This is a genomic window from Acidimicrobiales bacterium (assembly GCA_035316325.1).
Classification (GTDB): Bacteria; Actinomycetota; Acidimicrobiia; order Acidimicrobiales; family VFJN01; genus DASXTK01.
The window spans coordinates 24785-38928 of record DATHJB010000080.1; the positions used below are offsets into that span (position 1 = coordinate 24785).

At 72.2% G+C, this 14144-nt stretch carries 16 protein-coding genes; 12 read left to right on the forward strand and 4 right to left on the reverse strand.

The genetic code is table 11. From position 1 onward, the window contains the following. Positions 1-32 precede the first annotated feature (32 nt). Positions 33-908 (forward strand): hypothetical protein, encoded by an 876-nt coding sequence (locus VK611_11545; GenBank protein ID HMG41958.1) that lies wholly within the window; start codon positions 33-35, stop codon positions 906-908. 59 nt (positions 909-967) lie between these two features. Here VK611_11545 and VK611_11550 read toward each other — a convergent pair whose 3' ends face one another. Next, positions 968-1210, reverse strand: a complete 243-nt coding sequence (locus VK611_11550) for a hypothetical protein (protein HMG41959.1) — start codon at positions 1208-1210, stop codon at positions 968-970. Positions 1211-1273: 63 nt separating this feature from the next. Here VK611_11550 and VK611_11555 point away from each other — a divergent pair, with 63 nt between their 5' ends. The 7 genes from VK611_11555 to VK611_11585 all read left to right on the forward strand — a co-directional run bounded on the left by VK611_11555 (position 1274) and on the right by VK611_11585 (position 8010). Next, the gene (locus VK611_11555) at positions 1274-2065 is read left to right on the forward strand and encodes an alpha-ketoglutarate-dependent dioxygenase AlkB (GenBank protein ID HMG41960.1); all 792 of its coding nucleotides are present in this window, start codon (positions 1274-1276) and stop codon (positions 2063-2065) included. Between the two features lie 18 nt (positions 2066-2083). Next, the gene (locus tag VK611_11560; protein HMG41961.1) at positions 2084-2437 is read left to right on the forward strand and encodes a metalloregulator ArsR/SmtB family transcription factor; all 354 of its coding nucleotides are present in this window, start codon (positions 2084-2086) and stop codon (positions 2435-2437) included. Further along, a complete protein-coding gene (locus VK611_11565) occupies positions 2434-2853 on the forward strand; it encodes a hypothetical protein (GenBank protein ID HMG41962.1) in 420 nt (139 codons plus the stop codon). Before VK611_11560 ends, VK611_11565 begins: the two co-directional genes overlap by 4 nt. Beyond that, entirely contained in the window at positions 2850-3305 is a 456-nt protein-coding gene (locus VK611_11570) for a VOC family protein (protein HMG41963.1), read from the forward strand. The genes VK611_11565 and VK611_11570 overlap by 4 nt, the downstream gene beginning before the upstream one ends. An 82-nt stretch (positions 3306-3387) precedes the next feature. Beyond that, on the forward strand, positions 3388-4842 hold the full coding sequence (locus tag VK611_11575) for a wax ester/triacylglycerol synthase family O-acyltransferase (GenBank protein HMG41964.1): 1455 nt from the start codon (positions 3388-3390) through the stop codon (positions 4840-4842). A gap of 2 nt (positions 4843-4844) precedes the next feature. Further along, positions 4845-5669, forward strand: a complete 825-nt coding sequence (locus VK611_11580; GenBank protein ID HMG41965.1) for an alpha/beta hydrolase — start codon at positions 4845-4847, stop codon at positions 5667-5669. Positions 5670-5739: 70 nt separating this feature from the next. Continuing rightward, on the forward strand, positions 5740-8010 hold the full coding sequence (locus VK611_11585) for a DEAD/DEAH box helicase (protein HMG41966.1): 2271 nt from the start codon (positions 5740-5742) through the stop codon (positions 8008-8010). A gap of 11 nt (positions 8011-8021) precedes the next feature. Here VK611_11585 and VK611_11590 read toward each other — a convergent pair whose 3' ends face one another. Both VK611_11590 and VK611_11595 read right to left on the reverse strand, forming a co-directional pair. Then, the gene (locus VK611_11590; protein HMG41967.1) at positions 8022-8411 is read right to left on the reverse strand and encodes a VOC family protein; all 390 of its coding nucleotides are present in this window, start codon (positions 8409-8411) and stop codon (positions 8022-8024) included. Next, complete coding sequence (locus tag VK611_11595; GenBank protein HMG41968.1) at positions 8408-9220, reverse strand: ArsR family transcriptional regulator; 813 nt, start codon at positions 9218-9220, stop codon at positions 8408-8410. The genes VK611_11590 and VK611_11595 overlap by 4 nt, the downstream gene beginning before the upstream one ends. Before the next feature lie 150 nt (positions 9221-9370). Here VK611_11595 and VK611_11600 point away from each other — a divergent pair, with 150 nt between their 5' ends. The 4 genes from VK611_11600 to VK611_11615 all read left to right on the forward strand — a co-directional run bounded on the left by VK611_11600 (position 9371) and on the right by VK611_11615 (position 13151). After that, entirely contained in the window at positions 9371-9934 is a 564-nt protein-coding gene (locus VK611_11600; protein ID HMG41969.1) for a dihydrofolate reductase family protein, read from the forward strand. 89 nt (positions 9935-10023) lie between these two features. Further along, positions 10024-10593 carry a TetR/AcrR family transcriptional regulator gene (locus VK611_11605; GenBank protein HMG41970.1) on the forward strand — a complete coding sequence of 190 codons (570 nt, stop codon included), beginning with the start codon at positions 10024-10026 and terminating at the stop codon, positions 10591-10593. A 9-nt stretch (positions 10594-10602) separates the two neighbouring features. Continuing rightward, positions 10603-12225 carry a sulfatase-like hydrolase/transferase gene (locus VK611_11610; GenBank protein ID HMG41971.1) on the forward strand — a complete coding sequence of 541 codons (1623 nt, stop codon included), beginning with the start codon at positions 10603-10605 and terminating at the stop codon, positions 12223-12225. A gap of 11 nt (positions 12226-12236) precedes the next feature. Further along, entirely contained in the window at positions 12237-13151 is a 915-nt protein-coding gene (locus VK611_11615) for a haloalkane dehalogenase (protein ID HMG41972.1), read from the forward strand. Between the two features lie 16 nt (positions 13152-13167). On the opposite strand, the gene VK611_11620 is transcribed toward VK611_11615, so the two are convergent. Beyond that, positions 13168-13752 (reverse strand): helix-turn-helix domain-containing protein, encoded by a 585-nt coding sequence (locus VK611_11620; GenBank protein HMG41973.1) that lies wholly within the window; start codon positions 13750-13752, stop codon positions 13168-13170. Positions 13753-14144 lie beyond the last annotated feature (392 nt).

Here is a 14144-nt window from a genome sequence, read left to right on the forward strand (position 1 = left end):
GTCGGCCGACATCACTTGGGGGATCAACAAGCATGCGAACTCGACCACGTTCACTCGCCGCGGCCCTGGTCGCCGTGGCACTGAGCCTGGGCGCCCTCGTCGTCAGCCCGACGGCCAGTGGCGCGCAGACGCCTAACCCGCTCCAACGGGGCCCGGCGCCGACCAGCGCCAGCATCGACGCCGCGACGGGGCCCTTCACCACCAGCTCGGCCGCCGTCGCCCGCCAGACCAACTTCGGCGGCGGCACGATCTACTACCCGAACGACACCAGCCAGGGCACCTTCGGCGTGATCGCCGTGTCGCCGGGCTTCCTGTCGCCGCAGTTCATCATCCAGTGGGCCGGGCCGTTGCTGGCCTCCCACGGGTTCGTGGTGATCACCATCGACACGCTGGGCCTCTTCGACCTCCCGAACAGCCGGTCGCAGCAGCTGACGGCCGCGCTGAACTACGTGGTCAACTCCGCCCCCGCCGCCGTGCGGCAGCGGGTCGACCCGACCCGTCGGGCGGTCATGGGCCACTCGATGGGTGGCGGCGGCACGATCGAGGCTGTGCGTGACAACCCGTCGTACCAGGCCGCCGTCGCGCTGCAGCCGTGGGACACATTCGTGTTCTTCAACACGGTCAGCGTGCCGACGATGATCATCGGCGCCCAGAACGACTTCATCGCCGGCGTCGGATCGTTCGCCGAGCCGTTCTACGACCAGATCCCGGCCGCCTCGGAGAAGGCCTACCTGGAGGTCGCGGGGGCCGACCACTTCCTCGGTGGAGCGGCGAACAACCCGCAGGGTCGCATGGCGATCGTGTGGATGAAGCGCTACGTCGACAACGACACCCGGTACGAGCAGTTCATGTGCCCACCGCCGGCGTCGACCCGCATCTCCGAGTACCGGAACACGTGCCCCGGCTAGTCGCTTAGCCCACATGCCGGCACTGCCGGCGGCACGCGTCACGATGGCGACCACACGTCTCAGGTGGTCGCCATCGTCGCGCCCGGGCCCTGCTCGAGGCGCTCGACGACCTCCTCCACCACGTCGGCCACGGGGCCATTGGCGTCGACCACGATCGCCTCGTCGGGGCTCGGGGTCTCCAGGGCGGCGAGGCGGGCGCGGTAGCGGCGCTCGAGGGCCGAGCAGGCGAGCACGGTGGGCTCGGCGGCGGCGACCCGGGTGGCGATCAGTTCGTGGATCACCACCACGACGGTCACGGTCACGCGTCGGAGCCTGCCCGACCGGGTTGGATCTCACACGGCCGGCGGGGCCAGCGTTGTAGGGGTATGGGCAGCAGCACGTCGGCGACTCGTTGGAAGGGTGTCCAGGGCCGGGCGAAGGGCGTGCCGACCGTGCTGGGGCCGGCGGCGCCCGACCCGGAGGGGCAGCTGACTCTGGGGCTGCCGGAGGCGGGCGACCCCGCCGAGCGGGAGTGGTCCGAGGTGCTGCCCGACGTGGAGCTCGTGCCCGGCTGGCTCTCCCTCGGCGCCCAGCAGGCCCTGGTGGCCGACTTCCGACGCTGGTCGGAGCCGCCCGCGGGGTTGCGGCACCCCCGGATGCCGACGGGCCAGGTGATGTCGGTGCAGTCGGTGTGCCTGGGCTGGCACTGGTCGCCCTACGCCTACAGCCGCACGGCCGACGACACCGACGGGGCGCCGGTCAAGCCGCTGCCGGCGTCGCTGGCGTCGGCGGCGGTCGCCGCGGTGGGGGCCGCCTACGGGGTCGACTCGCCGGAGGCCCGCTCGTACGCGCCCGACGCGGCGATCGTCAACCTCTACGCACCGGGCGCCAAGCTGGGCCTGCACCAGGACGGCGAGGAGCCGTCGGCCGCGCCGGTGGTCACCATCAGCCTGGGCGACACCTGCGTGTTCCGACTCGCCGGGGTCGACCGCCGCACCGGCCCGTTCACCGACGTCGAGCTGCGCAGCGGCGACCTCCTGGTGTTCGGCCGCTCCCAGCGCCTGATCTTCCACGGCGTCCCGAAGGTCGTGCCGGCCTCGGCGCCCGCCGGGTTGGGCCTGCCGCCGGGCCGCCTGAGCATCACGGTCCGGGAGACCGGCCTCGTCGACGGCCCTTGACAACGCTCAACCCTGGCGTTGATCATCAACGCCATCGTTGATCATCTCGACACGACGCTGGTCGCTCTGGCCGACCCCACCCGACGGCGGGTGGTGGAGCTGTTGGGGAGTGACGCGCTCCGAGCCAGCGTGATCGCCGAGCAGGCGGGCATGACGCCGGCCGCCATGAGCCGTCACCTCCGGGTGCTGCGCAACGCCGGGCTCGTCGAGGTCGACACACCCGGTGACGACGCCCGCGTCCGTGTCTACCGGCTGCGGCCCGACCGGATCGTGCAACTGCGGGCCTGGCTCGACCAGGTGCAGGCGTTCTGGTCCGAGCAGCTCGGGGCCTTCGCCGAGCACGCCGAGCGGCGGGAGCGGAAGTCGCGATGAGCGACCTGGCGGCGGTGCGGGTGTCGATCACGGTGAAGGTCGACCCGGACACGGCGTTCGCGGTGTTCACCGAGGAGATCGACCAGTGGTACCGGCAGGGCCTGGGGTCGCCGACCACGCTGCGCTTCGAGCCGGGTGTCGGCGGCCGCCTGCTGGAGGTCGGCCCCGACAACGGCCCGGAGGAGGAGCGGGCCCGGGTGACGGTGTGGGAGCCGGGGCAGCGGCTGGTGTTCGTCGACTGGCGCGACACCGAGGTCGACATCCGGTTCGAGGCCGCTGCGGAGGGCGCGACCCGGGTGGTGCTGGAGCACCGCGGCCTCGACCGCGTGCCGCCCGACGTCGCCGTCAACCTCGCCAAGTACGGCTGGCGCCGCCTGACCCAGTGGTTCGAACGACACATGGAGGAACGACGATGACGGACGCAGCCCCCGGCTTCACCGGCGTGGTGGTCGGCACCCGCTACGAGGACGCCAACACCATGCTCGACTGGCTGAGCCGGGTGTTCGGCTTCGAGGAGCGGGCCCGCTACGTCGACAAGGACGGCGTCGTGCGCCAGGCCGAGATGCTCATCGGCGACACCGAGCTGTGGTTCTCCGGCCACGGCCCCGGACTGTGGAAGGACCATGGGCCCGACCAGTTCGTCGGCGTGTGGGTCGACGACGTCGACGCCCAGTACGAGCGGGTCCGGGCCGCCGGCGTGGAGGCCGAGGCCCCGGTCGACCGCGACTACGACGTGCGCAGCTTCAACGTGACCGACCCCGAGGGCTACCTGTGGGGCTTCATGAAGCGCCTGGGCACGGGTTACGTGCAGACCATCCCCACCGAGGAGGGCGGCTGGGAGGAGATCCTCCCCCCGACCCGCTCCTGATCCCCCCACGACGCGGCCCGGTGCCAGGGTTACATGGGCGGGGCGGTACGTTGACATCGGTCACATCGGGGAGGAGCACGACATGGACCGCATGAGCCCGCTCGACACGTCGTTCCTCCACATCGAGGACAGCGATCGGGCCGTCAGCCTGCACATCGGCTCCATCGGGATCTTCGAGGGGCCGCCGCCGTCGCACGACGCGCTCGCCCACACCATGGAGCAGCGCCTGGCGCAGGTGCCACGGTGCCGCCAGCGGGTGGAGTTCGTGCCGTTCGGCCTGGAGCGGCCGCTGTGGGTCGACGACGAGGACTTCTCCGTCGACTACCACCTCCGCCGCACCGCCCTGCCGGCGCCGGCGGGCACCGCGGAGCTGCGACGGCTGGTCGGGCGGCTGATGTCGCAGCGGCTCGACCGCACCAAGCCGCTGTGGGAGATGTGGGTGGTCGAGGGCCTGGCCGACCAGCAGTGGGCGCTGGTGACGAAGGTGCACCACTGCATGGTCGACGGCGTGTCGGGGGCCGAGATCCTGGCCGTGCTGCTCGACGTGACCCCGGATCCGCCGGAGGTCGAGGCGCCGCCGTGGGTGCCGTCGCGGACGCCCTCCCGCCGGGACCTGGTGCTGGGCGCCGCCCGCGACCTGTCGTTCGACAGCTACGAGCGGGTGCGGCTCCTCAGCGCCCAGCTGCGGCGACCCAGCCGGGTGCTGGAGCAGGTGCGGGGCCTGCTGCCGGGGCTGCTGTCGCTGGGCGGGGTGGCCACCTCGGCGTCGACCGGCGGGCTCACCGGGCCCATCACGCCACACCGTGAGTACGCCTGGGCCGACGCCTCGCTGGACGACGTCAAGCAGATCCGCCGGGCGCTGGGCGGCACCGTCAACGACGTGGTGCTGGCCGCGGTGGCCGGCGGGTTCCGGCACCTGCTGGTCGAGCGGGGCGAGGACGTGCGGGCCGACCGGGTGGTGCGCACGCTGGTGCCCGTCTCGGTGCGGGCGACCCGGCCCGACGGCGCCGCCACCCACGACGGCTCCTTCGACAACCGGATCTCGGCCATGTTCGCCGAGCTGCCGGTGGGCCTGGTCGACCCGGTCGAGCGGCTGGGGGCGATCACCGCGCAGCTGGCGGGGCTGAAGGAGTCGGGGCAGGCGGTGGCGGGCGAGGCCCTCACGGCGCTCACGGGGTTCGCCCCGCCGGCCCTGCTGGCGCTGGGGATGCGGGTGGCGGCCCGGGCGGTGCAGGGGTCGGGCACGGTCCACACCGTGACCACCAACGTCCCGGGTCCCCAGCTCCCCCTCTACTCCTGTGGCCGGCGGATGCTCCGGGCCTACCCGTACGTCCCGATCGCGGCCCCGCTGCGCACCGGCGTGGCGATCTTCTCCTACGACGGCATGGTCACCTTCGGCGTCACCGGCGACCACGAGGTCTCCCGAGACGTCGACGTCCTCGCCACCGGCATCGAGCTGACCCTCTCGGCCCTGCTGTCTGCGGCGACCCCGAAGAAGCCGAAGAAGAAGGCGGCGACCGGGAAGGGCGGGGCCTGACCGTGGCTGAGGGTCGGGTCGTCGACGTGGCGGGCCGGGGCCCCATGTACGTGCGTGGTGCCCAGGGGCCGCGGCGGGCGCCGACGGTCGTGCTCCTCCACGGGCTGGGTGCCACCGCGGCGCTCAACTGGGACGCGGTGATCCCCGCGCTGGCCTCGCGGTTCCACGTGATCGCCCCCGACCTCCGGGGCCACGGCCGCGGCCCCCGCTGCGGCGGCCGGTTCCGCCTGGAGGACTGCGCCGACGACGTCGCCGCGCTGATCGAGGCCACCACGAACAAGCCCGTGCTGGTCGTCGGCTACTCGATGGGCGGGGCGGTCGCCCAGCTGCTGGCCCACCGGCGACCGGACCTCGTGTCGGGCCTGGTGCTGTGCGCCACCGCCCGCGACTTCCGCGGCCGACCCGCCGAGCGCCTGCAGTTCACGCTGCTGGGGACCCTCACCGCCGCGTCGCACCTGACGCCCGACTGGTGGCCGTCGCTGCTGCCGTCCGCGGTGCGGGGCTTCCTCCCCACCCTCGTCCGCGAGCTGGGCGGGCACCAGTCCCGGGCGATCCTCGCCGCCGCCGCCAGCCTGGGCACCTTCACCAGCCGCGCCTGGGTCGCCGAGCTGACACCCCCGGCAGTCGTCGTCGTCACCCAGCACGACAAGCTGGTCCCCGTCCACCGCCAACGAAAGCTCGCCGCCAGCCTCGACGCCCCGATCGTCGAGCTCCCCGGCCACCACCTGATCCCCCACCGCAACCCCCTCGCCCTCGCCACCGCGATCTCCGCGGCGATCGCCCTCCTCCCCCGCCGCCCCCGTATCCGCAGACGCAAGGCAGCCTGAGCTCCCGACGCGGGTTGACCGGGGCTCAGGACAGCGGGGAGCGGGCAGGCATGGCGGGGTGGGCGACACGATGACGACGGCAGCGACGGGGTCCGACGACGGTCGTCGGGCGCGGGTGCGTGTGCGGTCAGGTGCGGCGGCGCGGCGGCTGCTGAGCCGAGCCCCGGGCGACGCGACGGCCGCCGCGACCGTGCTGGGCATCGCGGAGGAGCGACGGCAGGAGGCCCGCACGGCGTACGAGGCCGCGAGGGCGGAGGCCGTGCGGGACGAGCTGGCGCGGCTGCCGGTGTCCCGGCTCCGGGAGACGACGAAGGACCAGTTGCGGCTGGGCCCGTTGGAGGCGGTGGGCTACACCACCGTGGCGTCCGTGGTCGGCGCGAGGGTCGGCCGTCTCCAGGTGATCGACGGAGTGGGGCCCGACACCGCCGCCCAGGTCGTCGGCGCCGCCTACGCACTCCGCCGGGCGCTCGAGCGGACCGTCCGGGTGCGGTTCGACGTCGACCGTCGCCCCGACACCCAGACCCGGCTGCTGGGCGGCCTGCGCCGGTTCGAGGAGGCGGAGCAGGCGGTCGGTCCGGTGCGCGACGAGCTCACCGACCTCGCCGGGCGCGTCGAGGGCCTGCTACCGGCGGCGGCGCTGGCCGGCAGTCGCCTGCGGATGCTCCTCGCCGGGGCCACACGGCGCCGCCGGGCCAGGGCGGCGCTCGACGAGCTCCACTCCGTCGTGGCCGTGTCCGGGATCGACCGCGGCGACCCCCGCTGGCAGCGGGCACTCGGTCTGCGACCCGACGTTCCGGAGGTCGACGGGTCGATCTGGGACGACTTCCGGGAGCGGGCGGTCGCCTACAACGGCCTGCTCGTCGCCATCGCGGGGCTCGACGGCGAGCCCGACGCCGTGCACGGGCACATCCCGTCGGAGATCGCCGAGCGCATCGACACCCACGGGCTCGACACGTCGTTGCTGGACGTCTCGCTGCGGGGCTACCAGGCCTTCGGCGCCCGCTTCGCCCTCGCCCAGGGCCGGGCGATCCTCGGCGACGAGATGGGCCTGGGCAAGACGGTCGAGGCGCTGGCCGCCATCGGCCACCTCCACGCGGAGGGCGCCACCCACTCCCTGGTCGTCTGCCCGGCCAGCGTGCTGGCCAACTGGGCCCACGAGATCGAGCAGCACAGCCGACTGCGGGCGTTCCGCCTCCACGGCGCCGACCGGCGACACAACCTCCACGCCTGGGTGCGTCGCGGCGGCGTCGGCGTCGTGACCTACGACTCGCTGAAATCCCTGGTCATCCCCGACGAGCTGGCGGTGGCGCTGCTCGTGGCCGACGAGGCGCACTACGTGAAGAACCCTGCCGCCCAGCGCACGCAGGCCACGCTGCGGCACATCCGGGCCGTCGACCGCGTGCTGCTCCTCACCGGCACGCCGATGGAGAACCGGATCGAGGAGTTCCGCAACCTCGTCGCCCACATCCGGCCCGACGTGGCGGCCCGGATGGAGCCGGGCGTCGGGCTGGTGGGGACCGACGCCTTCCGGGCCGCCATCGCCGACGTCTACCTGCGCCGCAACCAGTCCGACGTGCTGGAGGAGCTGCCACCCCGGATCGACAACGACGAGTGGGTCGAGACGACGTCGGCCGACCGTCGCGCCTACGCCCGCGCGGTGGCGTCGGGGAACTTCATGGCCATGCGCCGCGCCGCGTTCGAGGCCGCCGACGTCGGAGAGAGCGCCAAGCTGCACCGGCTGGTGGAGATCGTCGACGAAGCGGCCGACAACGGCTGGAAGACCGTCGTGTTCTCGTCGTTCCTCAACGTGCTCCGAGCGGTCGACCAGACCCTCGACCGGCGCTCGGCCGGCCTCCTCACCGGCAGCCTCGACCCGCTGTCGCGCCAGGCGCTGGTCGACGAGTTCTCGGCGTCGCCGGAGCCGCTCGTCCTGGTGAGCCAGATCCAGGCCGGCGGGGTGGGCCTGAACATCCAGGCGGCGTCGGTGGTGGTGCTCACCGAGCCCCAGTGGAAGCCGTCGATCGAGGACCAGGCCGTCGCCCGGCTCCATCGCATGGGCCAGCTGCGGCCGGTCCACGTCCACCGGCTCCTGGTCGAGGACGGCGTCGACCAGCGGATGCTGGAGATCCTGACCACCAAGCGCAGGTTGTTCGACGAGTACGTGCGGACGAGCGACCTCAAGGACGCCAGCCCCCACGCGACCGACGTGTCGGCCCTCGCCACCGCACCCCAGGCCCAGACCGAACGCCAGATCATCGAGCTCGAACGCCGCCGCCTCGGCCTCACCCCCGACGACACTCCCGACGACACCAGCCCCGAACCCGCCGCCCACGAGCGCTGAGGCGCGGGCGGTCAGGTGCCGGCGGGTTGGAACAGCTCGACGACGTTGCCGGCGGGGTCCTCGAGGAGGATCTGCGAGCCGCCGGGGCCGGTGACGACGTCGTTGCGGAAGCTCGCTCCCGCATCGCGGAGCCGGGCGACCTCTGCGGTGATGTCGGTGACGAGGAGGTGGATGCGGTTCCAGCCGCCGGGGCCGGGCTTGGTGCCGTCGGGCATGGGACGCCCGGCCGAGCTGGCCGGCCCGCTGAGCAGCAGCCGCAGGTTGCCGCGGGTGACGTCCGCGAAGGCGGGGGCGGCGCTGGTGCGCACCTCGAACCCGAGGTGCTTGGTGTAGAACTCGATCGCGGCGTCGACGTCGTCGACCATGTAGCGGACGTTCACCATCTCGTTCAGTTCCGTCATCGTTCCTCCTGTGTTGTCGTCGGGACCGGGGCTGTCGGAGCGGCGAGGGTGGCGAGCAGGAACCTGATCCGGGTGTCCAGCTCGTCGGCCGTCTGCCGGAAGGCCGGGTAGCTCGCCTCGTCGTCACCGCCTGCGTGCCCGACCGCGGGGTCGGGGATGCTCCAGTGGATCGTCTCGGGGCGGCCGGGGAACTCGGGGCAGACCTCCCGCACCCGATCGCACAGGCTGACCACCCGATCGAAGCGCTGCTCGGCGAACACGCTCAGGTGCTTCGAGCGGTGATCCGTCAGGTCGATGCCGTGCTCGTCGCGCATCACCCGCACCGCGTTGGCGTGCAGCGCCTTGGGGTGACTGCCGGCGCTGTGGGCCTCGACCGCACCACCGGAGCGGACCCGGGCCAGGGCCTCGGCCATCTGGGAACGGGCGCTGTTGCCCGTGCACAGGAACAACACCCGCGCGCTCCCCGCCGCCAGCCCGGCGCCGTTCGGGGGCGGCGGGACGAGACGCAACCCGGGGTGCAGATCCCCGCCCGTGACGGACAGCATCTCCGCCAGGCGGGCGAGGTCGACGGTGTAGTAGGCGTCGCGGCGGTCGGCCGAGCTGCGCCGCGCCGAGACCAGCCGGGCGTCGCGCAGCTTGGCCAGGTGGTACGAGACCAGGTTCTGGGGCTGACCCACCAGGCCGGTCATCTCGTGCACCGTGCGGTCGCTGCGGGCCAGATCGCCCAACAGCCGCCAGCGCAGCGGATGCCCCACGAGCTGCAAGAACTCCGGCGGGGCCAGTTCCCGATCGGCCTGTGACGTTCCCACAGCCCATGTCTACATCAAGCTCCTTTGATGCATCAACCCAAACTGTTGGATGTCCTTCAGGGGTCGGCTCGTTGCGGAGAGGCCGGTCGCTGTCGATTCGGGGGACTGCCGTTCGTTTCGGAGGTAACCGAACCCGAGAGGACACCAGTCATGCGCAAGTTCAAGCTCCAGGTCCAGACCAGCATCGACGGCTACATGGCCGCCCCGGACGGGCAGCCGGGCGGGATGGACGTCCCGTTCAGCCAAGACGTCTACGCCTACATGGACGCGCTCACCGAGTCGGTCGATTGCATCGTGTTGGGCCGCAAGACCGCCGAGGGGTTCATCCCGGCCTGGGAGTCCCGGCCCGACGACGAGCCCGAGGCGCTGACCGACTGGATCAACGACACACCCAAGGTCGTGATCTCCAACACCCTCACCACCTCACCGTGGGACAACGCGGTCGTCGCCGGCGGCGACATCGTCGAGACCGTCAACGAGCTCAAGGCCCGGCCCGGTGGGGACCTGATCGCCTACGGCGGAGGCACCCTGGTCTCGTCGTTGATCGCCGACAACCTGGTCGACGACCTCTACCTGTTCGTCAACCCCACCGCGTTCGGCGGCGGCATGCCGGTGTTCGGCCCGCTCGACGCCAACCGCCGGTTCCGCCTGGTCGGCGCCCAGCCGTTCGACTGCGGGATCATCGCACTCCACTACCAGCCCCATCCCTCCTGACCAACCGAACAGGGGCGGGCGTGGGCGCACACGACGGCCACGCCCGCCATGTCTTGACATAGGGTGTGACAATTCTTAGGGTCGAGGGGATGGAGGCGACGGACGGGCGGGTGAGGCGGCGGGTCAGGAACCAGGACGCGGTCGTGGATGCGATCCTCGGGTTGCTGGACGAGGGACTTGCGCAGCCGACGGCGCAGGAGGTGTCGGGGCGGTCGGGGGTGTCGATGCGGTCGATCTTCCGGCTCTTCGACGACATGGAGGCCCTGCACCGCACCGCCATCGAGCGGCAGATCGAGCGGGTGACGCCGCTGCTCGTCGACCTCCCCGCCGACGGGCCGCTCGCCGTGAGGATCGAGACGCTGGTGGTCAACCGGGGCGAGGTGTTCGAGGCGATCTCGCCGGTGCGACGCCTCGCCGTCCGGCTGGCGCCCACGTCGCCGCCGATCCGGGACGAGCTCCAGCGCTTCGGCCGGTTCTTCCGCGACCAGCTGGCGGCGGTGTTCGCCACCGAGCTGGGCGACGACGACGAGGTGCTGCTCGAAGCTCTCGACGTCGCCACCTGCTGGGAAGCCTGGGAACGGCTCCGCATCGGCCAGGGACTGTCGGCCGAGAACGCCGCCGAGGTCACGACGCGCGCCCTCACGGCGCTACTCGCATAGGGAGGGACCGTGGGTCGCAACATCCTGTTCGTCACCACCGACCAGCAGCGCTACGACGGGCTCGGCTGCAACGGCGGCACCGTCGCCCGCACGCCGGTGGTCGACGCCCTGGCGGCCCACGGGATCCGCTACGAGCGGGCCTACAACCAGAACACCGTCTGCATGCCGGCCCGCTCGACCATGCTCACCGGCCAGTACCCCCGCACCCACGGCGTGGTCGCCAACGGCATCGCCCTCCCCGTCGACGCGCCCTCCGTCGCCGCCCACCTGGCCGAGGCCGCCGGGTACCGCACGGCGCTCCTGGGCAAGGCCCACTTCGAGCCCGGCTTCGACCCCCACGGCAAGTTCGAGGAGAACCTCCGCGCCCGGCGGGGCGACACCGGGCCCTGGCGGGGCTTCGAGCGCTCCGTCCAGGTGATGCACGCCGCAGCCTGGGGCGACCACCTCATCGCCCACTACGGCCGCTGGCTGTCCGAGCACCACCCCGAGCACCTCCACAGCTACGCCGACCTGCTGCAGGGCTCGCCCGGCGGCGACACCGGCGCTCCGGAGACCAAGAACAACCCGATCCCCCGCGGCTGGTACCACACCGACTGGGTGGCCGACCTGACGATCGACTGGCTCGACACCCTGGCCGAGGACGACAGCTGGTTCTGCTGGATGAGCTTCCCCGACCCCCACCACCCGTGGGACCCGCCGGCCGGTGAGCTCGACCGGGTCGACTGGCGCGACCTCGACCTCCCGCCCGGCCACCCCGGCGACGAGGCGAGCGTCCGCCGGGTGCTGGAGGGCAAGCCGCCGCACTGGCTGGCCTACTGGGAGGGCTCGTGGTCGAACGTGGAGGGCGGCCCGGCCGGCTTCTCCCCCGGCCCCCTCACGGACGACCAGCTGCGGGAGGTCAACGCCAAGGTCCACGTGATGAACGAGCTGATCGACGAGGCGTGCGGCCGGGTGCTCGACCGCATCGCCGCCCGCGGCTGGGGCGACGACACCGACGTGATCTTCACCACCGACCACGGCGAGCTCCAGGGCGACTTCGGCCTCCTCTACAAGGGCCCCTTCCACACCGACGCCCTCATGCGGCTTCCGCTGGTGTGGCGCCCGGCCCCCAGCGCGGGCGTCACACCAGCGGTCATCACCGACCCTGTCGGCCAGGTCGACCTCGCCCCCACGTTCTGCGCCATCGCCGGCATCGAGCCCGCCGACTGGATGCAGGGCGCCGCCCTCCCCACCGGCGACGGCCCCGACGGCACCCCGAGCCGCGAGCGGGCGCTGTGCGAGTGGGACAGCCAGTTCCCTGGCCACGGCATGCACCTGCGGACCGTCTACCGCGACGGCTGGCTGTGCACGGTGTACGAGCCGTCGACGGTCGGGCAGCCGACCGGCCTCGAGAGGGTGTTCGGCGACGGCGTGCTGCGCCCCAGCGGGGTCGCCTACGAGCGCAGCTTCGACGGCCCGGGCGGCGTCGGCATCGCCACCGGCGAGCTGTACGACGTGGCCGACGACCCCCACCAGTGGCACAACCGCTGGGACGACCCGGCCGTGAAGGCCCTGCGTGACGACCTGATCGCCGATCTCTACGCCGGCCTGTCGACCGAGGTGCGCCACCTCGACGTCGAGGCCCCGGCCTGACCGGAGGAACCATGGAACTGCTCCGCACGCCCGACGCCCGCTTCGAGGGGCTGCCCGACTTCCCGTTCGCGCCCCACTACGTGGAGGTCGACGACACCGACGGCGACCCGCTGCGCGTCCACCACCTCGACGAGGGACCGGCGGACGGCCAGGTGGTCCTGCTGCTGCACGGCGAGCCGTCGTGGAGCTTCCTGTACCGCACGATGATCCCCGTGCTGGTCGACGCCGGGCTGCGCTGCGTGGCGCCCGACCTGGTCGGCTTCGGTCGCTCCGACAAGCCGGTCGTGAGGGCCGACTACACGTTCGCCCGCCACGTCGAGTGGATGCGGGAGGCGCTGTTCGACCGCCTCGACCTGCGCGACGTGACGCTGGTCGGGCAGGACTGGGGCGGGCTCGTCGGCCTGCGCCTGGTGGGCGAGCACCCCGAGCGCTTCGCCCGCGTCGTCGTCGCCAACAGCGGCCTGCCGACCGGCGACCAGCCGCTGACCGACGCCTTCCTGGCCTGGCAGAAGTTCTCGCAGGAGACGCCGGCGTTCCCGGTGGGCCGGATCGTCGACGGCGGCTGCACCAGCGACCTGCCGCCCGAGGTGATCGCCGCCTACGACGCCCCCTTCCCCGACGACGCGTCGACGGCGGGTGCCCGGACCTTCCCCACGCTGGTGCCGACGTCGCCCGACGACCCGGCGACGGCCGCCAACCGCGCCGCATGGGAGACGCTGGCGGCGTTCGAGAAGCCGCTGCTGACGGCGTTCTCCGACGGCGACCCGATCACCCGGGGCGGCGAGGGCATCTTCCAGCGCCTGGTCCCGGGGGCGAAGGACCAGCCCCACACGACGATCGCGGGCGGCGGCCACTTCCTCCAGGAGGACAAGGGCCCGGAGCTGGCCCGGGTGGTGGCCGACTTCGTGGCGGCGACCCCGCGGTGAACCGCTGGTCGGAGCGCTAGCGCCGCAGACCCGAGACCACGATCTCGACGAAGCGGTGCCAGTCGCCGCTGGCCCGGGAGACGACGGTGGCGAGCCCGCAGGTGACGGCCAGGATGTCGGCACCCTCGACGTCCTCACGGATGGTCCCGTCGGCCTGGCCCTTGTTGATCAGGTCGACCAGCTCGCCCTCGAACTCGGCCCGCAGCTCGCCCGGTGCCTCGCCGGAGCCGACCGTGGCCTCGACCACGCTGCAGAAGCCCCGGTCGCGCACCTGCGTCTCGCCGATGTGGGTGAGCAGCAGCGACAGCGCCTCGAGCGGCTCGGGGCGCTCCCGGCACACCTCGCGGTAGTAGGTGAGGATGTCGCCGAAGCGCTGCTGGGCGGCCGCCTCGACCATCGCCTCCTTGGTGGGGAAGTGCCGGTAGAGGGTGCCGATGCCCACTCCCGCCTGCCGGGCCACCTCCTCCATCGACACGTCGTCGCCCCGTTCGGCGAACAGCGTGCGTGCCGCGTCGAGGACCCGGATGCGGTTGCGCTCGGCGTCGGCCCGTCGGCGGCGGGGCGTGGTGTCGGTGGTGGCGGCGGAAACAGGGGTTGACATGCGGAATCTCCTTCCGCCTAATCTAATCACCGGAATCCAATTCCGCTTCCAAGCCTGGGGAAGGCGACGAGGTCAGGGCGACCTCATGGCAACCGTGACCGTCGTGGTCCACATCGCACAAGTTGTTTCGAATCTTTCTAGATAAGAAGTGCCCACGAGATTTCGAAATAGATCGACCGATCGAACCCTGATCGCCGAAAGACGTGACATTTAGCACGTCATGTCGTAGCTGGTTGAACACTCTGCGGGTTGCTGGTAAATTGGGCCTCGGTCAGTACATATCGGCCGGGCAGCTGGGGCTGGGGATTGCACCGGTCCGACCGTGGCGTTTAGTCGTTCCAGTCGTCACTTTCTGAGCCTATTTGTCTTGGATGTACAGGGGTCGACATTGC

Bases quoted from the DNA above. Each gene is read 5' to 3' on its own strand.
- VK611_11545 (HMG41958.1), top strand. From the start codon at position 33: ATGCGAACTCGACCACGTTCACTCGCCGCGGCCCTGGTCGCCGTGGCA.
- VK611_11555 (HMG41960.1), top strand. From the start codon at position 1,274: ATGGGCAGCAGCACGTCGGCGACTCGTTGGAAGGGTGTCCAGGGCCGG.
- VK611_11565 (HMG41962.1), top strand. From the start codon at position 2,434: ATGAGCGACCTGGCGGCGGTGCGGGTGTCGATCACGGTGAAGGTCGAC.
- VK611_11570 (HMG41963.1), top strand. From the start codon at position 2,850: ATGACGGACGCAGCCCCCGGCTTCACCGGCGTGGTGGTCGGCACCCGC.
- VK611_11575 (HMG41964.1), top strand. From the start codon at position 3,388: ATGGACCGCATGAGCCCGCTCGACACGTCGTTCCTCCACATCGAGGAC.
- VK611_11585 (HMG41966.1), top strand. From the start codon at position 5,740: ATGACGACGGCAGCGACGGGGTCCGACGACGGTCGTCGGGCGCGGGTG.
- VK611_11590 (HMG41967.1), bottom strand. From the start codon at position 8,411: ATGACGGAACTGAACGAGATGGTGAACGTCCGCTACATGGTCGACGAC.
- VK611_11600 (HMG41969.1), top strand. From the start codon at position 9,371: ATGCGCAAGTTCAAGCTCCAGGTCCAGACCAGCATCGACGGCTACATG.
- VK611_11605 (HMG41970.1), top strand. From the start codon at position 10,024: ATGGAGGCGACGGACGGGCGGGTGAGGCGGCGGGTCAGGAACCAGGAC.
- VK611_11615 (HMG41972.1), top strand. From the start codon at position 12,237: ATGGAACTGCTCCGCACGCCCGACGCCCGCTTCGAGGGGCTGCCCGAC.
- VK611_11620 (HMG41973.1), bottom strand. From the start codon at position 13,752: ATGTCAACCCCTGTTTCCGCCGCCACCACCGACACCACGCCCCGCCGC.